This window comes from Nocardia aurantia, from assembly GCF_009604425.1.
In the GTDB taxonomy this organism is placed as follows: Bacteria; Actinomycetota; Actinomycetes; order Mycobacteriales; family Mycobacteriaceae; genus Nocardia; species Nocardia aurantia.
On the sequence record NZ_WEGI01000005.1, the window covers coordinates 84,533 to 108,258 of the forward strand.

20 protein-coding genes are annotated in these 23,726 nt (G+C 68.7%); 13 read left to right on the forward strand and 7 right to left on the reverse strand.

The genetic code is table 11. The features are described from left to right. Nucleotides 1-46 precede the first annotated feature (46 nt). From wzm to NRB56_RS12250, 5 genes are all read left to right on the forward strand, one after another. A complete protein-coding gene (gene wzm / locus NRB56_RS12230) occupies nucleotides 47-913 on the forward strand; it encodes a galactan export ABC transporter permease subunit Wzm/RfbD (protein WP_319942981.1) in 867 nt (288 codons plus the stop codon). A gap of 8 nt (nucleotides 914-921) precedes the next feature. Then, on the forward strand, nucleotides 922-1,734 hold the full coding sequence (gene wzt, locus NRB56_RS12235) for a galactan export ABC transporter ATP-binding subunit Wzt/RfbE (RefSeq protein ID WP_153341552.1): 813 nt from the start codon (nucleotides 922-924) through the stop codon (nucleotides 1,732-1,734). 11 nt (nucleotides 1,735-1,745) lie between these two features. Beyond that, complete coding sequence (gene glfT1 / locus NRB56_RS12240; protein ID WP_153341554.1) at nucleotides 1,746-2,669, forward strand: galactofuranosyltransferase GlfT1; 924 nt, start codon at nucleotides 1,746-1,748, stop codon at nucleotides 2,667-2,669. 489 nt (nucleotides 2,670-3,158) lie between these two features. Continuing rightward, nucleotides 3,159-4,007 (forward strand): SDR family oxidoreductase, encoded by an 849-nt coding sequence (locus tag NRB56_RS12245; protein ID WP_153341556.1) that lies wholly within the window; start codon nucleotides 3,159-3,161, stop codon nucleotides 4,005-4,007. Nucleotides 4,008-4,225: 218 nt separating this feature from the next. After that, on the forward strand, nucleotides 4,226-5,392 hold the full coding sequence (locus NRB56_RS12250; RefSeq protein ID WP_153341558.1) for an LLM class flavin-dependent oxidoreductase: 1,167 nt from the start codon (nucleotides 4,226-4,228) through the stop codon (nucleotides 5,390-5,392). A gap of 206 nt (nucleotides 5,393-5,598) precedes the next feature. Here NRB56_RS12250 and NRB56_RS12255 read toward each other — a convergent pair whose 3' ends face one another. Then, a complete protein-coding gene (locus tag NRB56_RS12255) occupies nucleotides 5,599-7,416 on the reverse strand; it encodes a DUF2142 domain-containing protein (protein ID WP_227837596.1) in 1,818 nt (605 codons plus the stop codon). Beyond that, complete coding sequence (locus tag NRB56_RS12260; RefSeq protein ID WP_319942888.1) at nucleotides 7,416-8,384, reverse strand: glycosyltransferase; 969 nt, start codon at nucleotides 8,382-8,384, stop codon at nucleotides 7,416-7,418. The genes NRB56_RS12255 and NRB56_RS12260 overlap by 1 nt, the downstream gene beginning before the upstream one ends. Before the next feature lie 129 nt (nucleotides 8,385-8,513). Between NRB56_RS12260 and NRB56_RS12265 the strand changes: the two genes are divergently transcribed. Beyond that, nucleotides 8,514-9,089 (forward strand): GtrA family protein, encoded by a 576-nt coding sequence (locus NRB56_RS12265; RefSeq protein WP_319942889.1) that lies wholly within the window; start codon nucleotides 8,514-8,516, stop codon nucleotides 9,087-9,089. Between the two features lie 70 nt (nucleotides 9,090-9,159). Next, on the forward strand, nucleotides 9,160-11,022 hold the full coding sequence (locus tag NRB56_RS12270; protein WP_153341560.1) for a glycosyltransferase: 1,863 nt from the start codon (nucleotides 9,160-9,162) through the stop codon (nucleotides 11,020-11,022). 6 nt (nucleotides 11,023-11,028) lie between these two features. Here NRB56_RS12270 and rfbB read toward each other — a convergent pair whose 3' ends face one another. Both rfbB and NRB56_RS12280 read right to left on the reverse strand, forming a co-directional pair. Next, nucleotides 11,029-12,030 carry a dTDP-glucose 4,6-dehydratase gene (rfbB, locus tag NRB56_RS12275; protein WP_319942890.1) on the reverse strand — a complete coding sequence of 334 codons (1,002 nt, stop codon included), beginning with the start codon at nucleotides 12,028-12,030 and terminating at the stop codon, nucleotides 11,029-11,031. Nucleotides 12,031-12,236: 206 nt separating this feature from the next. Beyond that, the gene (locus NRB56_RS12280; protein WP_153341562.1) at nucleotides 12,237-13,511 is read right to left on the reverse strand and encodes an alpha/beta hydrolase; all 1,275 of its coding nucleotides are present in this window, start codon (nucleotides 13,509-13,511) and stop codon (nucleotides 12,237-12,239) included. 174 nt (nucleotides 13,512-13,685) lie between these two features. On the opposite strand from NRB56_RS12280, the gene rfbA reads away from it, so the two are divergent. Then, complete coding sequence (rfbA, locus tag NRB56_RS12285) at nucleotides 13,686-14,555, forward strand: glucose-1-phosphate thymidylyltransferase RfbA (RefSeq protein ID WP_153341564.1); 870 nt, start codon at nucleotides 13,686-13,688, stop codon at nucleotides 14,553-14,555. Between the two features lie 3 nt (nucleotides 14,556-14,558). After that, nucleotides 14,559-15,122 (forward strand): dTDP-4-dehydrorhamnose 3,5-epimerase family protein, encoded by a 564-nt coding sequence (locus tag NRB56_RS12290; protein ID WP_153341566.1) that lies wholly within the window; start codon nucleotides 14,559-14,561, stop codon nucleotides 15,120-15,122. A 133-nt stretch (nucleotides 15,123-15,255) separates the two neighbouring features. Here NRB56_RS12290 and NRB56_RS12295 read toward each other — a convergent pair whose 3' ends face one another. Then, the gene (locus NRB56_RS12295; protein ID WP_153341568.1) at nucleotides 15,256-16,728 is read right to left on the reverse strand and encodes an MFS transporter; all 1,473 of its coding nucleotides are present in this window, start codon (nucleotides 16,726-16,728) and stop codon (nucleotides 15,256-15,258) included. A gap of 86 nt (nucleotides 16,729-16,814) precedes the next feature. Here NRB56_RS12295 and NRB56_RS12300 point away from each other — a divergent pair, with 86 nt between their 5' ends. Further along, on the forward strand, nucleotides 16,815-17,306 hold the full coding sequence (locus tag NRB56_RS12300) for a MarR family winged helix-turn-helix transcriptional regulator (protein WP_319942891.1): 492 nt from the start codon (nucleotides 16,815-16,817) through the stop codon (nucleotides 17,304-17,306). Nucleotides 17,307-17,369: 63 nt separating this feature from the next. Here the strand turns inward: NRB56_RS12300 and NRB56_RS12305 are convergent, their stop codons facing one another. Continuing rightward, complete coding sequence (locus NRB56_RS12305) at nucleotides 17,370-18,260, reverse strand: helix-turn-helix domain-containing protein (RefSeq protein WP_153341570.1); 891 nt, start codon at nucleotides 18,258-18,260, stop codon at nucleotides 17,370-17,372. Nucleotides 18,261-18,733: 473 nt separating this feature from the next. Between NRB56_RS12305 and NRB56_RS12310 the strand changes: the two genes are divergently transcribed. After that, nucleotides 18,734-19,228: a hypothetical protein gene (locus NRB56_RS12310; protein WP_153341571.1), complete on the forward strand. Its 495-nt coding sequence runs from the start codon at nucleotides 18,734-18,736 to the stop codon at nucleotides 19,226-19,228. A gap of 74 nt (nucleotides 19,229-19,302) precedes the next feature. Then, a complete protein-coding gene (locus NRB56_RS12315) occupies nucleotides 19,303-21,495 on the forward strand; it encodes a molybdopterin-dependent oxidoreductase (RefSeq protein ID WP_194290830.1) in 2,193 nt (730 codons plus the stop codon). Between the two features lie 71 nt (nucleotides 21,496-21,566). Here NRB56_RS12315 and NRB56_RS12320 read toward each other — a convergent pair whose 3' ends face one another. Next, on the reverse strand, nucleotides 21,567-22,022 hold the full coding sequence (locus tag NRB56_RS12320; protein ID WP_319942982.1) for a GtrA family protein: 456 nt from the start codon (nucleotides 22,020-22,022) through the stop codon (nucleotides 21,567-21,569). Between the two features lie 237 nt (nucleotides 22,023-22,259). Here NRB56_RS12320 and NRB56_RS12325 point away from each other — a divergent pair, with 237 nt between their 5' ends. Next, nucleotides 22,260-23,717 carry an FAD-binding oxidoreductase gene (locus NRB56_RS12325; RefSeq protein WP_227837598.1) on the forward strand — a complete coding sequence of 486 codons (1,458 nt, stop codon included), beginning with the start codon at nucleotides 22,260-22,262 and terminating at the stop codon, nucleotides 23,715-23,717. The last annotated feature ends 9 nt before the right edge of the window (nucleotides 23,718-23,726 follow it).

A 23,726-nucleotide genomic window follows, 5' to 3' on the forward strand; every position in this document is an offset into this window, starting at 1 on the left:
ACCGCTACAGTCGAGCACTGTGCCTGCAGCTGCCCCCGCTGAATCGGTGACCGCGGACGAGACTCCGGCCGACGCCCCGGCGTTGCCGGCGTCGGACTCGCAATCGTTCCGACGCGCTTTCAAGGATCTGCGCGACGGGTTCGCCCAGCGTGAGCTCTGGCTGCAGCTGGGCTGGCAGGACATCAAGCAGCGGTACCGGCGTTCGGTGCTGGGCCCGTTCTGGATCACGATCGCGACCGGCGTGCAGGCGGCGGCGATGGGCGTGCTCTATTCGGCGCTGCTGCATCAGCCGATGCGGTACTACCTGCCGTACGTGACCATCGGCCTGATCGTCTGGAACGCGATTCAGAACTCCATCCTGGAGGGGTCGGAGGTCTTCATCGCCAACGAGGGCCTGATCAAACAGTTGCCCTCGGCGCTGAGCGTGCACGTGTACCGGCTGGTGTGGCGGCAGTTCCTGTTCTTCGCGCACAACGCGGCGATCTATCTGGTCATGGTGGTGGCCTTCGGGCTCTGGCGGAATCTGAGCTGGACCTGTCTGCTGGCGATTCCGGGCATCCTGCTGGTCTTCGCGAATTCCATGTGGGTGTCGCTGGTGTTCGGCATCCTCGCCACCCGATATCGCGATATCGCGCCGATCCTGTCCAGCACCACCCTGATGCTGTTCGTGCTGACCCCGGTGATGTGGAGCACGAAGGCGCTGGAGGACCGCGGCGGCTCGGTGAGCGAGCGCGCCCGGCTGGTCCAGATCGTGCCGACCTACCACTATCTGGAGATCGTGCGCGCTCCCCTGCTGGGTGAGCACATCGTGCTGCACAGCTGGCTGCTGGTCCTGACGATCACGGTGGTCGGCTGGATCGCGGCGATCCTGGCCATGAAGCAATTCCGTTCCCGCGTCCCGTACTGGGTGTAGAGGGTGATATGACGAGCCGAGTCAGCATCGACACCCACGACGCGTGGGTGGAGTTCCCGATCTTCGACGCCAAGTCCCGCTCGCTGAAGAAGGCGTTCCTGGGCAAGGCCGGTGGCGCGATCGGACGCAACAGCTCCGACGTGGTGGTGGTCGAGGCGCTGCGCGAGATCACGATGTCGCTGCGCGACGGCGACCGGGTCGGCCTGGTCGGGCACAACGGCGCCGGCAAGTCCACGCTGCTGCGGCTGCTGGCGGGCATCTACGAGCCGACCCGCGGGACCGCGCGGATCCAGGGGCGGGTCGCGCCGGTGTTCGACCTCGGCGTCGGCATGGATCCGGAGATCTCCGGATACGAGAACATCATCATCCGCGGGCTGTTCCTGGGGCAGACCCGGAAACAGATGTTGTCGAAGATCGATGAGATCGCCGACTTCACCGAACTCGGCGATTATCTGGCAATGCCGCTGCGCACCTATTCGACCGGTATGCGGGTGCGCCTGGCGATGGGCGTGGTCACCTCGATCGATCCCGAAATCCTGCTGCTCGACGAGGGTATCGGCGCCGTCGACGCGGAGTTCATGAAGAAGGCCCGGGTGCGATTGCAGCGCTTGGTGGCCCGATCGGGCATTCTGGTGTTCGCCAGTCACTCCAACGAGTTCCTCGCGCAATTGTGCGATCGCGCACTGTGGATCGATCACGGACACGTCAGAATGTCCGGAGGGATCGAGGACGTGGTGCGGGCCTACGAGGGCCCGGAGGCGGGTGACCACGTCGCACACGTGTTGCGCGAACTGGAACAGGAACGGGAACTTTCTGCATGAACGGTCAGGGCATGAATCCGCCGATATCGGGTGCGACGACATGGAGTCCGTCCGCGCGGATCGTGGCCGTGGTCGTCACCCACAAGCGGCGGGAGCTGCTCGCCGAATCGCTGAAGGTGCTGTGCGCGCAGACCCGGCCGATCGATCACCTGATCGTGGTCGACAACGCCAATGAGGCCGACGTCGGTGAACTGGTGCGGGAGCAGGACATCGAGTCCACGTATCTCGGATCCGAGCACAACCTCGGCGGCGCGGGCGGTTTCGCGCTCGGCATCCTGCACGCGCTGACCCAGGGCGCGGACTGGATCTGGCTGGCCGACGACGACGGCCGGCCCGAGGGGCCGGACGTGCTCGAGAAGTTGATGGACTGCGCCCGGCGGCACCGGCTCGCCGAGGTGTCGCCGGTGGTGTGCGATATCGACGAACCGGACCGGCTGGCGTTTCCGCTGCGCCGAGGGCTGGTGTGGCGCCGGCACCGGTCGGAGCTCGGCGACGACGACTTCCTGCCCGGTATCGCCTCGCTGTTCAACGGCGCCCTGCTGTCGGCGGAGGCGATCGACCGGATCGGCGTGCCGGATCTGCGCCTGTTCGTGCGCGGTGACGAGGTGGAGATCCACCGCCGGCTGGTGCGGTCGGGGATCCCGTTCGGCACCTGCCTGCAGACCGCCTATCTGCATCCGAACGGGTCGGCGGAGTTCAAGCCGATCCTGGGCGGCCGCATGCACACCCAGTATCCGGACGATCCGGTCAAGCGCTACTTCACCTATCGCAACCGCGGCTATCTGATGTCGCAGCCGGGGATGCGAAAACTGTTGCCGCAGGAGTGGGCCCGATTCTCCTGGTTCTTCCTGGTGCAGCAGAAGGATCCGGCCGGACTGGCCGAATGGCTGCGGCTGCGGCGGCTGGGGCGCCGCGAGCAGTTCGACAAGCCCTGAGCCACAACACTTCTCCCGTCCGCGCGAGTCCGGTCGTCGGAAATTCGTTTGCGGCCGGTGCCGTCGGCCTGCCATCGTGAAAGTCGTTCCCGCGCAGCAGCGGCGGGCGAGGCCGACAAGCCGCAGAGGGGGTGGATACGTGATCGCGAATTCGACGGCGGTACAGGTCTTTTCGCGTCCGGGCGACGAATGTCGTACCGGCGGAGGACTATCCACCGTCCGGCTCGGGTACTGACCCGCAGCCGTCTCGTTGCCGCCGCACCGCCGTACGGTACCGGCTGGGTCCCGGCCCCGCGTTCTCGCCATCCTCTTCATTCCCGGCATGCCGCCGCCGAATCCACCTCGGCGGCGGTGGTCCGGGCGCGGGCGGATACCAACGCCGACGCCGGTGTGGCACGGCACGATACCGATTCCACCTCCCGGCGTGGCGCCGCCCGGCCGCACCCGCGATCATCGTTGCAGGGATTGCCGCACGACGAGGAGCTGCCAATGACGGAAGCAAGCAAGCCGCTGGCCGGACGGACCATGATCATGTCCGGCGGGAGCCGGGGTATCGGGCTGGAGATCGCCAAGCGGGCGGCGGCCGACGGTGCGAACATCACGCTGATCGCGAAGACCGACACGCCGCATCCGAAACTGCCGGGCACCATCCACACCGCCGGCGCGGAACTGGAGGAGGCCGGTGGCCAGGTCCTGAAATACGTCGGCGATGTGCGGGACGACGCCGCCGTCGCGGACGCGGTCGAGCAGACCGTGCAGCGGTTCGGGGGTATCGACATCGTCGTCAACAACGCCTCGGCGATCGACCTGTCGCCGACCGAGACGCTGCCGATGAAGAAGTACGACCTGATGCAGGACATCAACTGCCGAGGCAGTTTCCTGCTGTCGAAATCGGCCATTCCGGCCCTGCGGAAGTCCGCCGAGGCCGGGCGCAACCCGCACATCCTGACCCTGTCGCCGCCGCTGAACCTGGACCCGAAATGGGCCGGGGCGTCGCTGGGCTACACGATCGCCAAGTACGGCATGTCGCTGACCACCCTCGGCCTGGCCGAGGAACTGCGCAAATACGGGATCGGCGTCAACTCGCTGTGGCCGCGGACCACGATCGCGACGGCGGCGGTGCAGAATCTGCTGGGCGGCGACGAGACGATCGCCTCCTCGCGCACGCCGGACATCTACGCCGACGCCGCCTATCTGGTGCTGACCTCGCCCGCGAAGGACACCACCGGCAATTTCTTCCTCGACGACGAGGTGCTGGCCGCGCACGGCATCACCGATCTGGACAAGTATCGGATGGTTCCGGGCGACGGGCCGCTGAGCCTCGACCTGTTCCTGTGAACTCGTGAACTCGGGCTGCCCGGCGGAGCCCGCCGGGCAGCGGACGATCACATAGCTGTCTCGGTTCGCCGTCGCGTCCGGCCGATGCGCGAGTACCGTCCTACGATCCGGGTGAAACGGGCATCGTCGCCGGTCGCGCCGTCCTCGTCACGAAGGCGGCCGGCCGTCGCGATGCGATACCCGCACTGGATCGCTCGGTCACCGAGAAGGAGGCTCGCGTGCAGGTCGGTGCGTATCTGATGAACTGCCATCCGCCCGAGCGGCGCAATGCCGACAGACACCGGGTCGACCTGGAACAGATCCAGCTGCTCGAGCGCGCCGGACTCGGCGAGGTGTGGCTGGCCGAACAGCGCACCACCGGCTGGGGGCGCGGTCCGGCGCCGGATCTGCTTATCGCACAAGCCTTCTCGCGCACCTCGACGATTCGGCTCGGGCCGCTGGCGCACCTGCCGTTCCAGCATCCGGTCGACACGGCGCATCGGGCCGCCTACCTGGACCGGCTCAGCGGCGGACGCTATCAGTTCGGCGTGGCGAGTGGGTCGCTGCCCAGCGATCGGCCGCTGTCCGGGATCGACCGGATGCCGGGACTGCACCGTGCGATGACCTTCGACGCGCTCGACATGATCGTCCGGCTGTGGACGGGCGGGCCAGAGCGGCATCGGGGGCGGTTCCGGTTCGTCGATGTGCCGGACGAGCCGGAAACGGTACTCGGCCACTGTCCCGCTCCGTGCCCGCATCCGCCGATCGCGCTCGCGGCGATCCGAGCCGATTCGGCGCATCACCGATTGGCCGGTGCTCGGGGATATCTGCCGATCAGTCCGGCAGTCGCCCCCGATAATCGTTATCTGGCAAGACATTTCGCGAACGTGGCAGGTGGCGCCGCGGAGGCGGGCCGGTTCGCCGACCGCGCCGACTGGCGGATCGTCCGTGACGTCTATGTCGCCGATACCGACGCCGAGGCCCGCCGCCGCGCCCGCACCGGCGCGATGGGCCGCTATTGGGAACAGATCCTGTTGCCGCTGTACCTGCGCCTCGGCCTGGCGCCACTGCTGGGCCGGCTGCCGAACGGCCGGACCGTCGACCCAGAGCACATCGACCTGGATTTCGTCGCCGACCGGCTGTGGCTGACCGGGTCGCCGGACACGGTGACCGAGCACCTCGCCGACCTGTCCCGGGAGACCGGCGGTTTCGGCACGCTGCTGCTGAACGTGCACGACTTCGGCGACGAACTGCCGGCATGGCGGCGTTCGATCGAGCTACTCACGACCGAGGTGCTGCCGCGGGTGCGGGCACGTGACGCGGTCGGGGTTCGATCGCGCTCCCGGACCGGTGAGGCGGTCCGAGGCTCGATCACACACTTCCCGACCCGCACGGCCGAAATCTGACCGTACGCCTCCGGGCCGGGCACCCGACCGGGAGCCGAGCCCGCCGGACCGGCCACGGGGTCCGGATCGATCCCGCGGCTCCGCGATCGGATCCGATGATCGCATTCGGTTCGTGCCCGGACCAGCGCTGGGCAGCGCCGGCCCGGGTGGGTCGCCTCGATCCCGGCGCCTGCGAACAGGCGCCGGCGATGTCTGCCCGGAGCCGGTCAGCCCCAGACCAGGTAGTGGTATTTGACCACCGCGGCGATCAGGCCCACCAGCGTCGCCGCCACGATCAGGATCGCGGCGCCGCGGGTCGGCGTCCGGCCGCGGGAGTCGGTGAGCCGCACCGGGATCCAGCGCAGCAGCACGGTGAGGCCGACGATCGCCAGTGGCACGAAGTAGCGGCCCTGCACGCCGTCGATCAGGTAGTAGTCGACGGGGGTGAAGGACATGTACAGCGTCACGTAGATCATCGCGACGCTGGCCAGGATGGTCAGGCCGACGATCGCCGTACGCCGGTGGCCGGTCGTGAACCGCTCGGCGATGCCGACACTCACCGCGAAGGCGAGCAGGCAGGCCAGGATGGTCAGGGCGGGGACGTCCACATAGGCGAAACCGAGTTCGCCGAAGAACTGGGTGAACCAGCGCTGATCGCGCAACCAGGTGCTGTCCGCGAAGACCGTCGCGAAATGCACCGGGTGGCCGATGATTCCGTGCAGCTGATCACCGGGGCGCACCGAATGCCATTGGCGCTCCGGCCGCATCAGGCCCATACCGTCGCCGGTCGGGGCGGCGATCTTCATCCAGGCGGCGAATCCGATCGCGCCCACGGCCGCGACGCACCACGGAATCCACTTGCGCCACTGGCTGAATCCGAATTCGCGGGCCGGGATGAGCACCACCAGCATGGCCAGCAGGACGTAGGTCGGCTTGCTCAGCGGCAGCAGCAGCGTGGTGGCCAGCGCGATCACCCGCTCGGTGGCCGTCAGCGGGGTACCGAGGAACAGGCCCTTCACCAGCAGGCAGGACACCAGAATCGCGAGGGCGTTGGTCGCCGTGTCGGCGGTCACCGTGCCGGCCTGGAACAGGGCGATCGGCAGCACCGACACCGTGAACGCCAGCCATTGCACGCGATGGCGGCGTAGCGCGCGCAGCGCGAATCCGACGATCACCAGATAGGCCAGCAACCCGCACAATCGGGTCAGCTCGACCGTCGCCGAGACGTTCAGACCGGTCGCCTCCGCGATCCGAATGCCCACGGCCGCGGGCACATACGCGACCGGTGAGTACGCGGCGGTGTTGGTGAACCAGATCTGCTTGGTGGCGGAGGTGATCGGCGCGGCGCCGATCTGCCGATAGGCGCCGGGGTCGGCCATCAGCGGATCCGGCTCTTCGCCGTTGCGGTTGTAGTCCTCGAAGGCGTACGACATCAATCCGTCGATGCTCAACGGGATCTGGCCGCCGTAGGCGACGCCGCGGGCGTCCTCGATGCGCTGCGGGGTGAAACCACCATGCGCGACCTGATAGGCCCGGCCGAACTGGGTAATCTCGTCGTGGCCCCAGAACGCCGGGGTGAGGACCGAGAAGATCACGCCGAACAGGGCCGCGACCACCACGAATACCGTTGCGGCGGAACCGATGTTGCGATCCGTCCAGCTCGCGGCCCGGCGCAGCGCGCTCGTGTCCGGCCGCCGCGGCGATACCTGCTCGGTATCGGCCGAGGCGCCTGCCTCGTCGCTGATCGGAGCGGTATGGCCCACACCGGGCACAGCGGTGTCAGCTACTGCGGTAACGCCGGTGTGGGCCACAGCACCTGCATCGGTGTCGACGGCAGCGCCCACGCCGGTGTCCATGGCAGCGCCCACGCCCGTGCCGATGGCAGCGCCCGCGCCGGTGCCGTCGGCGTCGCTCGTGGCGCTGTCAGCCGCTGCCCGCGATTCGGTGCCGGGCACAGCGTGTTCACTGTCGACGGCAGCCTTCGCTTCGCTACCGGCCGGGGTCGGCGCTGCGTTGCCGGCCGCCCGCTCCGCCTCGACGGTCATCAGTACACCTGCCGGACCCGCTCGGGCGAGTCCACGCCGACGGCCGAGTACCGCAGGTACATCAGGCGCGCGGCCTCGTGGCGGGAGCGGCGGATGCCGTCGAGGATCAGGCCGGCGGTCCAGGCGAGGCTGCCCAGCAACAACAGAGTCAAGCCGAGGAACAGCGTCGGGAAGCGCGGCACCTGATGAATCTCGTAGAACTCCACCACGATCGGTGTGATCAGAATCACCGATATGAGCCAGCTGATCGTGCCGAACAGACCGTAGAAGGCGACCGGCCGTTCGTGCCGGGCCAGGCCGAAGATCAGGGCCAGGATCTTGAAACCGTCGTGGTAGGTACGCAGTTTGCTCTCGCTGCCGGCCGGGCGATCCCGGAAACCGACCTGCACCGCGGTCCGCGGCACCCGCAGGTGCAGGGAATGCACGGTGAGTTCGGTCTCGATCTCGAATTCCCGCGATACGGCCGGGAAACTCTTCACGAAGCGCCGGGAGAAGACCCGGTAGCCGGAGAGCATGTCCTCGACGTTCTCGCCGAAGACCTTGCCCACCACGCCGTTCAGCACCCGGTTACCGGTCTCGTGGCCGGGCCGGTAGGCCGACTCGTCGGTGGGCGCCTGCTTGCGGACGCCGAGCACGTGGTCGTACGGACCCGCGAGCAGCGTCTGGATCATGATCGGCGCGGCGGACGCGTCGTAGGTGTCGTCACCGTCGATCATGACGTAGACGTCGGCCTCGATGTCGGCGAAGGCGCGCCGCACGACATTGCCCTTGCCCTTGGTGGTTTCGGTGCGCACGATCGCGCCGGCCTCGCGGGCCCGCTCGGCGGTGGCGTCGGTGCTGCGGTTGTCGTAGACGTAGACGACGATGCCGGGTACAGCGGCGAGCAGATCGGTGACGACCTTGCCGACCGCGGCCTCCTCGTTGTGGCACGGCACCACTGCGGCGATGCGAAGCTCGGTGGGGTCCACCCCGTCAATCCCTCATCTGAATCGAAAGCGTGCAGAGCGCGGCCCGGGTTAAGGGAACCGGTTGGGGACTGTAGCAGGGCGGCTGACCATATGCTGTGAATCGCCTTCGGCTGCGGTACCGTACGCCGGGTGTCCAGCAGCGAGACGGTGACCGGATCCACGGCGCCGGTCGAGGGCGGTTCGCCGCCCGCTACCGAGCCCGCAGACGGTGGGCTATCGGCCACGCTGAAGCGCAGTGCGGCGTTTCTCGTGGTCGGGGCGATCGGTTTCGTGGTCGACGCCGGGACCTACAACCTGCTGGTCTTCGCCGGTGGCAAGGGTGTGCTGTATCACGCACCGCTGCCGGCCAAGATCATCGCCATCGTGACCGCGACGGTCGTCACATATTTCGGCAACAAGTGGTGGACCTACGGCCAGCGCGGTCGCGGTTCGGCACGGCAATACGTGCTGTACGCGCTGTTCAACGTGATCGCGATCGGCTTGCAGCTGGGCTGCCTGGGCTTCTCCCGCTATGTGCTGGACCTGTCCAGTCCCCTGTCGGACAACATCTCCGGGACATTGATCGGGCAGATCATCGCGGTGATGTTCCGGTTCTGGGCGTACGGGACGTTCGTGTTCGCCGGTGCCGACCAGGGTCGCCGGGCAACCCGCGACAACCCGGAATCCGACGCGGCCGCACCGGCAGGACCAGCGGCGAATCATTGATGTAGACATAATGGTGGCCGCTCGATGCCGAGCCGGGGGCACCATCGCCAGACAGCACAGAGGGAATTACATGGACCAGGGCCAGGCCGTGACCGCACCCGAGACCGGGCGGGTGACCGACCGACACGCTCCCGACCGGCTGGTACTGCAGCGGGGCGTGTTCACCGGGCCGTCCGCGCGGGTCAGCGACGATCTCTACGCCGATATCAAGGGCAAGGTGGAGCGCCAGCGGCTGGCGTTGCGCCTGGAGAAGGGCGCGCGGGTCAACACCAACACCTACTTCGGCCGGTTCGCCGCGAGCTACTGGCAGCGGTGGACCACGGTGACCGAGATCGAGGCCGCGATGACGCTCGAGGTGTCCGGCCGGGTGCGGATCCGGCTGGCGGCCTCCGACATCGCCGGGCATCGCCGGGTCGTCGATTTCGCCGATGTCGCCACCGACGGCCGTGTGGTGCTGCGCGCGCCGCTGAACCAGTACATCGACGGCGGCGCGCTGTGGCTCGAGTTCGAGGCGATCGGCGGCGACGTCACCATCAGCGAACTGGCCTGGAGCGCAGCGGCTCCGGAGCGGGTACGCCCGGTGGCCGTCGCGATCTGCACCTTCAACCGCGCCGACGACTGCGCCGCGACGGTCGCCGCACTGGCCTCGGATCCGGCCGTGCTGGACCTGGTGGACTCGGTGTACGTGGTCGATCAGGGCACCGACACGGTGGAGAGCCGGGCGCTGTTCCAGGAGACCGCGCCGCGGCTCGGCGACAAACTGCACTACCTGCGGCAGCCGAATCTCGGTGGGGCGGGCGGGTTCACCCGCGGCCTGTACGAGGTGTCGGCCCGCGAGGGCGAGCCGGTCGACATCCTGCTGATGGACGACGACATCCTCTGCGAGCCGGAAACGGTGTTGCGGCTCAACGCATTCGCCAATCTGACCACCGAGCCGACGCTGGTCGGCGCGCAGATGTTGTTCCTGCTCAACCCCGATTACCTCAACGTCGGCGCCGAGGAGGTGCACCTGAACGAGCTACGGCACGGGCAGAAGGTGCCGAAGGCGTTGCGCAACACCAGCATGCTGAAGCACCACCAGGAGCGCCGGGTCGACGCCGGCTACAACGCCTGGTGGACCTGCCTCATCCCGGCCGAGGCGGTCGCCGAGATCGGGCTGCCGCTGCCGATCTTCTTCCAGTGGGACGACGTGGAATACGGCCTGCGCGCGCGCAAGGCCGGCTTCGTCACCGTGACCCTGCCGAACGCGGCGGTGTGGCACGCGGACTTCTACTGGAAGGACTACGACGACTGGGCGCGCTACTTCAGCATGCGCAACTCCCTGATCGTCGGCTCGCTGCACACCGATCTGGATTCGAAGGCGGTGTCGCGCAGGCTGTTCCGCGAACTGTCCGAACATCTGGTGGCGATGCAGTACGGCCTGGCGCACACCACATTGCAGGGCATCGAGGACTTCCTGCAGGGTCCGTCGGTGCTGCGCGACGGCGGCCGGGCGGCGCTGGCCGCCGCCCGTTCCGGCCGTGGCGAGTATCCGGAGACGGTCCAGCATCCGATGCCCAGCGCGCCGGTGCGTTCCTCGGACATCGGCCTGCGCCGGGCCACCGGCGAGCCGAGCCGCCCGCTGCTCGTGCTGATCAAGCGCGCGATCCTGCAGTGGACCGGCCGCACCCAGCACGGGATCGTCGGCATCACCCGCGAGGACGCCTACTGGTGGCACGTCTCGCTGTTCGATCACGTGGTGGTGACCGATGCCTCGCAGGCCGGGGTGCGGATCCGCCGCCGGGACAAGGCGAAGGCGATCCGGCTGCTGCTGCGCACGATCCGGGTGCTGCGCCGGCTGCAACGCGAATTGCCCGGCCTCTCGGCGCAGTACCGCGCGGCGGTGCCGGAACTGATCAGCCGGGAGAACTGGGAACGGCTGTACCGCAGCTGATCCCGGTTACAGCACCCGCTCCCCCGCAGCGGCGTAGGCGCGTTCGGTGGCGGCCTTCTGCGGCCGCCACCAGTCCTCGTGCTCGCGATACCAGGCGACGGTGGCGGCCAGTCCGGCCTTGAAGTCGGAATACTTCGGCGCCCAGCCCAATTCGGTGCGCAGCAGCGTGGCGTCGATGGCGTAGCGCTGATCGTGACCGGGACGGTCGGTGACGTGGTCGAAATCGTCCGCGGCCCGGCCGAATTCGGCCAGCAGCAGCTGCACCACGGTCTTGTTGTCCGATTCGTTGTTCGCGCCGATCAGATAGGTCTGCCCGATCCGGCCGTGCTCCAGGATCTCCCACACCGCGCGGTTGTGGTCGTCGACGTGGATCCAGTCCCGGATCTGGTGCCCGGCGCCGTACAGCCGCGGCCGCACCCCGTCGATCAGGTTGGTGATCTGCCGCGGGATGAACTTCTCCACATGCTGGTACGGGCCGTAGTTGTTGCTGCAGTTGGAGATCGTGGCCCGCACCCCGAACGATCGCACCCAGGACCGGACCAGCAGATCGCTGGCGGCCTTGCTGGCGGAGTAGGGACTGGACGGGTTGTACGGGGTGCTCTCGTCGAAGGCCGGCTCGTCCGCCGACAGATCGCCGTACACCTCGTCGGTCGAGATGTGGTGGTAGCGGACCTCGTGCCGGCGCACCGCCTGCAGCAGCGCGTAGGTGCCGACGATATTCGTCTGCACGAACGGCCACGGCTGCGACAGGGAATTGTCGTTGTGGGATTCGGCGGCGAAGTGCACCACCGCGTCCACGCCGCCGACGAGCCGATCGACCAGTTCCTGATCGGCGATATCGCCCTGCACGAATTCGACGCGGTCGGCGATCGGCGCCAGCGAGGCCCGATTGCCGGCGTAGGTAAGCGCGTCGAGCACCACGACATGGACGTCGGGCCGGTCCGCGACGGTCTGGTGGACGAAGTTCGCGCCGATGAACCCGGCGCCCCCGGTTACGAGCACTCGCACGACCGCCACCCTAACGGCTCGAGGAGCCCGCTCGGTCGCAGCGTCCCATCGCGAACAACCGTGTCCCGGGACGGTCCGGGCATACCGGACGGCCACACCCCCGCCCGGTGGATCCGGACGGGGGTGCGTATCGGGCGGGTCATGGCGGGTCCGAGGTGCGGCGACGTCCGGGGATGCCGGCCCGGTCGTCGTTCGAACAGCCTCGGTCAGGCGGTGCGGGCGGACGGATGCTCGTCCTCGGTGCGGGCGCGGACGAAGCGGGCGACCCGGCCCAGCGCGGCCCGGCTCTCCGGCATGCCGGGCAGGATGCTGGTGAAGGCGTGCACCTGGCCGCGCCACAACTCCAGCGTGTTGGGCACGCCGGCCGCGGTCAGCCGGCGGGCCATCAACTCACAGTCGTAGCGCAGCAGTTCGTCCTCGCCGACGATCAGCAGCACCGGCGGCAGGCCCGCCAGCGGCCCGTTGACCGGGGACAGCGCCGGATCGAGCAGCCCGTCGAGTTCGGCGCCGTAGTGGACGATCCGCTGCAGGCCCGGCAGCGGGATGTAGGCGTCGCGGGCGACGTTCACGTAGCCCTGCTTGGCGACGTGGTCGAGATCCAGCAGCGGAGACAGGCCGACCAGACCGGCCGGGGCCGGCAGCCCGGCGGCGACGGCCCGCAGCGCGGTGGCGAAGCTCAGGAATCCGCCCGCCGAATCGCCCGCGATCACGATGCGCTTCGGGCTCGCGCCGTGCGACAGCAGCCAGCGGTACGCGGTCAGGCAGTCCTCGACCGAATCCTGGATGCGCGCGTCCGGCAGTTGCCGGTAGTCGACGCTGACGACGGGCAGACCGGTGCGGCGGGCCAACGCGGCCACGACCGGCCGGTGGGTTTCCAGGCCGCAGATCACGAAGCCACCGCCGTGCAGGTAGAGCACCGCGCCGTGGCGCAGCGACCGGCGGGCGCCGGCGGGCCGCACGATCTCCATCCGGAAATCGGGCAGCTGGACCTGCTCCCGTTCGACCCCGGCAGGCTCCGGCCGCAACCGGGCGAGGGTGTCGATGGCGGCGCGGGCCACCGGCATGGTCACCGGGGTGATCGGCGTGTAGCGCAGCAGCGGGCCGATCATGGCCCGGCAGGCCAGCGACAGCGCCTGCGCGGAAAGACTGCGACCGCCGGGGTTCATCACCGTGCCGATGTCCGCGGAATCGACGGTCGCGGCCTGGGTGAGCGCCGAATCCGCCAGGGCGAGCGGGTCCGGTCGGGTGGGCTCGTCCGTGGCCGGAAGATCGATGTGTACCGCGGCCGAGAAAGCCTGCGAGGGCACGCCCGGGACGGCCTGCGAGGGCGCAGCCGAGGCCGCTGGGGATTGTGTCGCCGACGCGGTCCGGGATGCCGAACCGCAGGATCGCCGGCCGAACGGCTTCGGCGCCGGGGCGAGCAGAGCGCTCGTGCCGGGCAGGACGTGGCCGAGAAATTCACCGAACCGAATCGCCACCATCGCGCACCTACCTCTGTATGGCGCGCCGACACGGAGCCGGTGAACGAAGGGCGAGGTGTCGGCGCTGACATCTCTCTATAGAGAAGTGTCCTCCGGAATCGCCGCATAAACCACCGTGATCGTTTCGGAACCTCGTCGCGCCCGGTCGGGGCACGGCTGGCAGACTGCTGTGACATGCGAGGAATCATCCTGGCCGGCGGCACCGGGTCGCGGCTGCACCCGATCACGCGCGGGGTGAGCAAGCAGCTGGTCCCCGTCTACGACAAGCCGATGGTGTACTACCCGCTGTCGACGCTGATGCTGGCCGGAATCCGGGACATCCTGGTGATCACCACCCCCGAGGACGCCGACGCGTTCCGGCGGCTGCTGGGCGACGGCTCCCAGTTCGGACTGTCGCTGGACTACGTGGTGCAGCCGGAGCCGGACGGGCTGGCCCGGGCGTTCGTGCTCGGCGCGCGCCACATCGGCGTCGAGAACGTGGCACTCGTGCTGGGCGACAACATCTTCCACGGTCCCGGCCTGGGCACCCGGCTGTCCCGGTTCGAGGCGGTCGACGGCGGCGCGGTGTTCGCGTATCGGGTGTCGGATCCCAGCGCCTACGGGGTGATCGAATTCGCCGAGGGCAAGGCGATCTCGATCGAGGAGAAGCCGAAGTTGCCGCGCTCCAACTACGCCATTCCGGGTCTGTACTTCTACGACAACGACGTGGTCGAGATCGCGCACGGGCTGCGGCCGTCGGCGCGCGGCGAGTACGAGATCACCGATATCAACCGGACCTACCTGGAGCAGGGCCGGTTGCAGGTGGAAGTGCTGGCCCGGGGCACCGCGTGGCTGGACACCGGGACGTTCGACTCGCTGCTGGACGCGTCCAACTACGTGCGCACCATCGAGGAGCGGCAGGGCCTGAAGATCGGCGTGCCGGAGGAGGTGGCCTGGCGGATGGGCTTCATCGACGACGAGCAACTCGGCCGGCTGGCGCAGCCGCTGGTGCGTTCCGGCTACGGGACCTACCTATTGGGTCTGCTCGCGCACGGGCAGGAGTGAGCCATGCGGATACGTGAGCTGGCCGTGCCGGGCGCCTGGGAGTTCACACCCCGGCTGCACGGTGACGAGCGCGGGGTGTTCACCGAATCGTTCAAGGCCTCCGAATTCGAGAAGGCGGTCGGCCGGCCGTTCGAGTTGTTGCAGGTCAACATGTCCACCTCGGCGGCCGGGGTGCTGCGCGGCATCCACTACACCGAGGATCCGCCGGGCCAGGCCAAGTACGTGACCTGTGTGCGGGGGGCGTTCCTGGACGTGGTGGTGGATCTGCGGCGTGACTCGCCGACCTTCGGCGCCTGGGACAGCGTGCTGCTCGACGACGTGGACCGGCGGTCGGTGTTCCTGGCCGAGGGGCTCGGGCACGCATTGCTCTCGCTGGCGGACGAGTCGACCGTCACGTATCTCTGTTCGCTGGAATACACCCCGGAATTCGACCGGGATCTGGACGCCTTCGATCCGGAACTGGGCATCGACTGGCCGGCGGTGGGCCGGGACGGGCAGCCGCTGACCTTTGTGCGATCCGCCAAGGACATCGCCGCGCCGGGGCTGCGCACCCTGCTCCGGCCCTGAGCCGAGAAATCCGGGCTGCCGCGGACCGGATCCGCCGAGCACTCCGGCTCGCTGTCGTGCGCGGCGGATCCGGTCCGCGGACGCGACGGGACGCCGCGATGGCGTGCATCGCGGCGTCCCGTCGTACCGAGACTCAGACGGCGAGTTCCAGCTCGTCGACCGGGGTGACCTCCTCGTCCGCCGGTTCCTCCGGCCGGCGGCGGCTAGGCAGGAAGTGCGACAGCGCGACCACCGCACCGGCCCCCGCGACCACGACGGCGAGGATCAGACCGGGCCGGAAGCTGTGCAGCATCGCCGCCGGGGAGCCGTCGCCGGTGCTGCCGGAGATCAGCGCGGTGTTCAGCGCGAGCACGATCGCCGCGCCGACCTGCATGAAGGTCTGCAGGACGCCGGCGGCCAGGCCCTGTTCGTCGTCGGAGACGCCGTTGGTGGCCTGGATGTTGATGGCCGGGAAGCCGATCCAGCCGATACCGATCAGCAGCACCGCCGGCAGGATCATCGTGAGATACGACGGATGGGTGTCCACCCGCAGGAACAGCGCGTAGCCGATCGTCATCACGACCATCGTGACGGCGATGATCGGTCCCGTGCCGAAGCGGTCGACCAGCCGGTCGGAGAACACCGACGACAGCGCCACCAGCAGACCCACCGGCAGCAGGCCCAGGGCCAGTTTCAGCGGCGACCAGCCGAGGGTGCCCTGCAGGTACAACGTCGCGATGAACTGGAAGCTGAAGTACGACCCGGCCACGGCCACGATGGCCAGGCACGCCCGCACCAGCGTCGCCCGGCGCAGGATGCCGAGCCGGACCAGCGGATACCGCACCCGCTTCTCCACGCCCAGGAACGCGGTGAACAGGGCCACGACGGCGGCGAACGAGGCCACCGTGCGGGCCGAACCCCAGCCCGCGTGCGGCGCCGACACCACGGTGTAGACCAGCAGCAACATGGCGGAGGTGGCGAACAGCGCGCCGAGCAGGTCGTGGCCGCCCTCCTCGGCCGGGCCGTCCTTGCGGACCAGAATCGCGGCCGCGACCAGCGCGATCAGGGCGACCGGGACGGGCAGCAGGAAGGTCCAGCGCCAGCCGACGCCGGTCATCAGGCCGCCGAACACCAGGCCCATCGAGTAGCCGCCGGCGCCGAACACGGTGTAGATCGACAGTGCCTTGTTGCGGGCCGGGCCCTCGGCGAATGTCGTGGTGATGATCGACAGGCCGGTCGGCGCGGTGAAGGCGGCGGCCAGGCCCTTGACGAAGCGAGTCAGGATCAGCAGCGGTCCGCTGCTGACCAGGCCGCCGGCCAGGGAGGCGACGGCGAACACCGCGAGTGCGATCAGGAAGACCTTGCGGCGGCCGACCAGGTCCGCGGTGCGCCCGCCGAGCAGCAGCAGGCCGCCGTAGCCGAGCACATATCCGCTGACCAGCCACTGCAGGGTGGAGGTGGACAGATCCAGTTCCTTGCCGATGGAGGGCAGGGCGACGCCGATCATCGACACATCCAACCCGTCCAGGAACAGGACGATGCACAGGGTGATCAGCAGGCCCCACAGCCGGGCCGACCACCGTGTGCCGGCCGCGTCGGCGGCCGGAAGCGTTGCGGGGGAAGTCATGGCACGGAACATTACATGCGCACGCATATGATGTCTACGCATTAAATGCGGTTGCATGGTTGTGCTCCACCGACTAGGATGACGCCATGTCCAAGCAGTCGACAGCGTCGTCGGCGCTCGCGACGGGACCGGAAACCGCCGCATGCGTCACGGAAAATCGCCTCGGCCCGAAGTCCGGGCACGCCCGCGCCGAAATCGACGGGCGCGCCCGCGCCGAGGCCGACCTGGTGGGCCACTGGCGAGATCTGCTGGCCCAGCACGCCGCGGCTTCCTGCGCCCTGGAGAAGGAACTGCAGGGCCGGCACAACATCGGGCTCAGCGAATTCGAATGTCTGGACCGGCTGGTCGACGCCGATTGCGAGAGCTATCGGATGAGCGATCTGGCCGCGGACATCTACCTGTCCCAGAGCGCGCTGAGCCGGGCCGTCGCCCGCCTGGAGCGCGACGGCCTGGTCAGCCGGGGCATGTGCAGCGACGACCGCCGGGCCATCTTCGTCTGCGTCACCGACCGGGGCCGGCTGCTGCACGCGGCGGCCGCGCCCACGCATCGCGCGGTGCTCGCGGACACGCTGCACTGAACGACGACCGCAGGCCGGCTGTCGTCCGGCCCGCGGTAACGATCACCTTTCGCTACGCCGCGGCTACAGCGCGGCGCGGGCCTCATCGATGGCCGTACGGGCGTCCATCGCCACGGCCTTGATGTCGGTGAATGCCGACCGATAGCGGTCGATCTCCGGTTCCTTGTCGTAATAGACAGAGCCGGTGAAGGTTTCGACGTAGACCACAGGCGGCTCCGGGACATCGCCCGCGCTGTCCGGGAATTCCAGCAGCACGAACCGGCCGGAATCCATGCCGTCGTGATAGCCGGTGTCGGTGGGCACCACGCGGACCTCGACGTTCGGCAGATCGCACATCCGGCGCAGATGCTCGAGCTGCGCGACGGCCACCTCCGGCCCGCCGACGCGATGCCACAGCAACGTCTCGGTGATCACGGCCTCCAGCCGGATCGGGGAATGGTCGCGGGTGATCGCGGCCTGCCGCGCCGCGCGCACCGCGATCCGGCGCTCCAAGTCCGCGGCCGACATGTCGGGCCGGGAGCCGACCAGCACCGCGCGGGTGTACTCCTCGCTCTGCAGCAGGCCCGGGACCAGGTCGGTCTCGTAGGTGAACAGCCGGGCGGCGGCCTCCTCGAGCCCGATGTAGACCTCGAATCCCTCGGCGATCACGTCGCTGAACTCGGTCCACCATCCGCGCGCCTTGGTCTCCCGCGCGAGCGCGGCCAGCGGCTCGACGAGCTCGGCCGGCGCGCCGTACACCTTGCACATCGCCTCGACATCCAGGCTGCGCAAGGAGGTCTGCCCGGTCTCGATTCGCCAGATCTTCGCCTCGGACCACTCCAGCCGCTGGGCGGCGACCCGGGTGGTCATGCGGGCGCGGTTGCGCAGATCGCGCAACTGCCGTCCCAATTGCCGGCGAGGCATGGTGGATCCGGTGATCGTGGATCCGGTTATTCCGTGCGGTGGTAAAGCCATGCTTCCCCCTCGTTCGTAGGCCGAACATCGAAACCGCCCTCACGGCCCACCGAACGGCAAAACTCAACGCCAGGACCCGGATTCCTCCTACCGGGTGTGCGATCGGATTCTTGCACAGCGGAAGATCTCAGGGATACCGGTCGTGTCACATTTACGTCACCGTCGAGTGTGGGCCAAAGAGGATTAGTTTCCGGCACACCGTTTTCGGTAGATTTCGGCCGACGAACCGTCACGGCGAGCTCTCGAGTGGCTCCCATACTGCGCGCATTGGGCTCGAAGGAACGGAGACCACAGTGGGTTGTGGTCGGCTCACCCCAGCGAGTCGCCAGACCATAGCCGAAGAGCATGAATTCGCTGATCTTGTGACGAATACGGTGCCGCCCGAAAAAGTTTCGCGGACGTGTAACACGTGCGAGGGCCCGCTCCGATACGCCCCATGAACAACGAAGCTCGACTTGGATCCACCCCGGGGAATGGAGAAGACAGTGCGTACGACGTTTCCGACTTCCGTCTCGGCCGCCGAACTGGCCGCCTCTGCGCAGGACTACATCCAGCGCGGCTGGACGGTCGCCGAAACGGCCAACGGCATCTGCCTGATCACCGATGAGGACATCGCGGCGATCGAGGTCACCGGCGAACTCGCCGCCACCGTCCGCCGCTACCTCCGCGCCAACAACCTCACCGGTCCGATCATCGAGCTGCCGGGCATCGAGCGTCGCGAGATCCACATCGTCGCCGGTGTTCGCAAGGCCGCCATGGCGATCGAGGCACTGCGCGAGGCCGGTGTGGTCGTCCACACCGACGGCGCCGGTGTGCCGCTGCCGCCGAGCCGCGTGTCGGCCGGCACCGCCGCTTGGTCCGTCGCGCCGCACGAGGCGCGCTGGACGCCGCCGCTGGTCGCGGTGGCCGCCGCCATCCGCGCGGCCCGCTCCGGCCGCAAGCCGCAGGTCGCCCGCATCGCGAGCTGAACCGGCCGGACCGGATCACCCGGTCCGTCCGGTTTCCACCGTTTCTGTCGGACCGAAGGGTCATGATGGACGGTATGACCACCCGGAATCTGCTCCGCACCTGCCCGCTGTGCGAGGCCGTGTGCGGGCTCGAAGTCACCCTCGACACCGAGGATCATGTCGTCGGCGTCCGCGGCGATCGGCAGGACCCCTTCAGCCGGGGTTTCCTCTGTCCCAAGGGCGCGAGCCTCGGACATCTCGACGAGGATCCCGACCGGCTCACCGAGCCGATGATCCGCGACCGCGCCACCGATACCTGGCGTACCGCCTCCTGGACGGAGGCCTTCGATCTCATCGCCGCCCGCGGGCCGGCGCTGACCGCCGCGCACGGCAGCCAGTCCGCCGCGTTGTACTTCGGTAATCCGAACGCGCACACCGTGGCCGGCGCTCTCTATCTCCCGGCACTGCTCCGGGCGCTGGGCACCCGTCATCTCTTCTCGGCCAGTACCGCCGACCAGATGCCCAAGCAGGTCGCCAGCGGTCTCATGTTCGGCGATCCGCTCAGCGTGCCGGTCCCCGATCTGGACCGCACCGACTACCTGCTGATGCTCGGGGCCAATCCGCTGGAATCGAACGGATCGCTGTGCACGGCACCGGATTATCCGGGCCGGATCAAGGCGCTGCGGCAGCGCGGCGGGCGGTTCGTGGTGGTCGATCCGCGCCGCACCCGCACGGCCAAGCAGGCCGACGAGCACGTCTTCGTGCGGCCGGGCAGCGATGCCTATCTGTTGTTCGGGATCGTGCACACCCTGTTCGCCGAGGAGCTCACCGCGGTCCGGGTCGAGGTCAGCGGCCTGGACGAGATCCGTGCCGCCGCAGCGCCGTTCACGCCCGAGGTGGTGTCCGGGCGCACCGGCGTCCCGGCCGCGACCGTGGTCCGGCTGGCCCGGGAGCTGGCGGCCGCGCCCACGGCGGCCGTCTACGCGCGCATCGGCACCTGCACCGCCGAATTCGGCACCATCACGCAGTGGCTGGTGGATGTCGTCAACGTGCTGACCGGCAATCTCGACTCCCCCGGCGGCGCGATGTGGGCCACACCGGCCACGCTCGGCATCGTGCGCAGCCGGCCGTTCCGGCTCGGCCGCTGGACCAGCCGGGTCCGGGAACTGCCCGAGGCCATGGGCGAATTCCCGGTCGCGACCCTGGCCGACGAGATCGAGACCTCCGGCGAGGGGCAGATCCGGATGCTGGTCACGGTCGCCGGAAACCCGGTGCTGTCCGCGCCCAACGGCGCCCGGCTCGACCGCGTGCTGCCCGGCCTCGACTTCATGGTGAGCGTCGACCGCTACCTCAACGAGACCACCCGGCACGCCGATGTCATCCTGCCGCCGCCGCGCACCCTGCAATCGCCGCACTACGACTTCGCGCTGCTGGCGTTCGCGGTGCACAACTATGCCCGGTACTCGCGACCGCTGGTCCCGCTGGACGACCGGCCCTCGGAGTCGGAGGTGCTGGCCCGGCTGGCGCTGGCATTGGCCGGGCAGCAGCCGGAGCCCGGCCGCAGCGCAATGGACTCGGTCGACGAACTGGTCATCGCGGGCATGCTGCACAAGGCCGGGATGCCGGAGCGGCGCGGTGATCTGCTCGGCGAGAACACCATCGAACAGCGGCTGGATCTGATGCTGCGCCTCGGGGCATACGGCGAATGGAATTCGGCCGCACTGCCCACACCGTACGGCCCGCTGAATCTGCAAGTGCTGCTGGACAATCCACACGGGATCGACCTGGGCCCGCTACGGCCGCGGCTGCCCGAGGTGCTACGGACCGCCTCCCGCACGGTCGATCTGGCCCCCGAGCCGCTGCTCGCCGATGTGGCCCGGCTCACGGGCCGGCTCAGCGACGCCGCACCCGATGTCGTGCTGATCGGCCGCCGTCAGTTGCGGTCCAACAACAGCTGGATGCACAACGTACCGACCCTGGTCGGCGGGTCGAACCGGTGCACCCTGCACGTCCATCCGGACGATATGAGCCGGCTCGGGCTGAGCGAGCGCGCGGTGGTGAAATCCGCGGCCGGTGCCCTCACGGTGGCGGTCGAGCCGAACGGCGACATCATGCCCGGGGTGGTCAGCCTGCCGCACGGCTGGGGCCACGCGGATACCGCGAGCCAGTCGGTGGCGAGCGCGCACGCGGGGGTGAACGCCAACGTGCTGACCGACGACTCCGTGATCGATGTACCGTCCGGGAACGCCGTGTTCAACGGGGTTCCCGTCACCCTGACCCCGGCCTGAGCCGACCGCGGTGGTCTCAGCCCGGTCCGTCCCGGCCGGGCCGGTTCGGTCGGGTTCGCACCCGGCCGGGTTCAGCGCAGTTTGAAGATCACCGCGCGCTGCACCACGAAGTTGATCACGGTGGCGGTGCCCTGCGCGATCACGAATGCCAGCGGCTTCCGCCACCAGTGGTCGTCCAGCGTGACGTACAGGATCTGGTTGATCCCCACCTGCACGGCGAAGGTCACCGCATAGAGCGCGACGACCGCCAAGAATCGCTTGCGGCTGGGCTCGGCCTGGAATGTCCAGCGCCGATTGATCAGATACGCCGTTGTCGTGCCGGCGACGAAGCTGATCGACTTGGCCACCGCCACCGGCAGCCCGGCGATCCCCAGCAGGATGTACAGGCCGAAGTCGATGATCGCGGAGAATCCGCCGGACAGGACGAACCGCACGATCTGGGTCTTCAGATCGACGGCGGCCTGCTGCTCGGCGACCACGGGCAGGTCGACCGGAAGAGGGACATGGGGCTCCGCGCTCACCTGGATGAGGGTAGCGGGACCGGCCGATCGCCACGAACCGTGTCCGGAACGAGGGGTGCGGTGGCGCCGCCCTACTGTCCGTAACGATCTCGGGCCGGCCCGCCGATCGCATCATCGGATCGGCCGCCGCGGAGGTGGCGCGGGGACCGGTTGACGGCCCTGAACTGTGACGTCGGTCCCGAACCGGGGTGACGTAGACGACACCCGGCCCTTTGTCGGGTCATGCCTGTAGCCTCTATCCCGATGTCCACGAATGCTCAGACCTCCACGGCGGTGGCCTCGGCCGAGACCACGACGGGTACCGACGCGTACTCGCTGCCGACGCGTACGCGGCGGCTCACGGGATGGGGTCGTACCGCGCCGACCTCCGCCGAAGTGCTCTCCACCAGCGATCCGGAGCTGATCGCGAAGGCCGTTGCCCTCGTCGCGGAGGAGAACGAGTCGAAGCCGGCCCATCTGCGCCGCGGTGTCATCGCGCGCGGCCTGGCCCGCTCCTACGGAGACAACGCTCAGAACGCCGGCGGCCTCGTCGTCGACATGACCGCGATGAGCCGCATCCACCGCATCGACCGCGATACCCACCTGGTCGACGTGGACGCGGGCGTCAACCTCGACCAGCTCATGCGGGCCGCGCTGCCGTTCGGCCTGTGGGTTCCGGTGCTGCCGGGCACCCGGCAGGTCACCGTCGGCGGCGCCATCGGCTCCGACATCCACGGCAAGAACCACCACAGCGCCGGCAGTTTCGGCAACCATGTGCGCTCCATGGATCTGCTGACCGCCGATGGGCAGATCCAGCACATCTCCCCCAAGCGCAACGCGAAGCTGTTCTGGGCGACCATCGGCGGCTGCGGCCTGACCGGCATCATCCTGCGGGCGACGATCGAGATGACGCCGACAGAGTCCGCGTACTTCATCGCCGACGGCGACGTCACCGCCGATCTGGACGAGACGGTCGCCTTCCACAGCGACGGCTCCGAGGATCGCTACGCGTACAGCTCGGCCTGGTTCGACGCCATCAGCCCCGAGCCGAAACTGGGCCGGGCCGCGATCTCCCGGGGCAACCTGGCCACACTGGACCAGCTGCCGCCGAAGCTGCGCAAGGATCCGCTGCGCTTCAACGGCAAGACCTTCTTCACGGTGCCGGACATCTTCCCGAACGGGCTGGCCAACAAGTACACGTTCACGCCGATCGGTGAACTCTGGTACCGCAAGTCGGGCACCTATCGGGGCAAGGTGCAGAGCCTGACGCAGTTCTATCACCCGCTCGACATGATGGGTGAGTGGAACCGCGCCTACGGCTCGCACGGCTTCCTGCAGTACCAGTTCGTGGTGCCGCCCGAGGCGGTCGAGGAGTTCAAGAACATCATCCGCGACATCCAGCGGTCCGGGTTCTACTCGTTTCTCAACGTGTTCAAGCTGTTCGGGCCGGGCAACCAGGCCCCGCTGAGCTTCCCCATGCCGGGCTGGAACGTGTGCGTCGATTTCCCGATCACGGCCGGGCTCAACGACTTCGTGACCGAACTCGACCGCCGGGTCCTGGAATTCGGCGGCCGGCTCTACACGGCGAAGGATTCCCGCACCTCCGCGGAGACCTTCCATCAGATGTATCCCCGGATCGACGAGTGGATCAAGGTCCGCCGCAGCGTCGATCCGCACGGTGTGTTCATGTCCGATATGGCGAGAAGGCTGGAGCTGCAGTGAGCGGTGAGA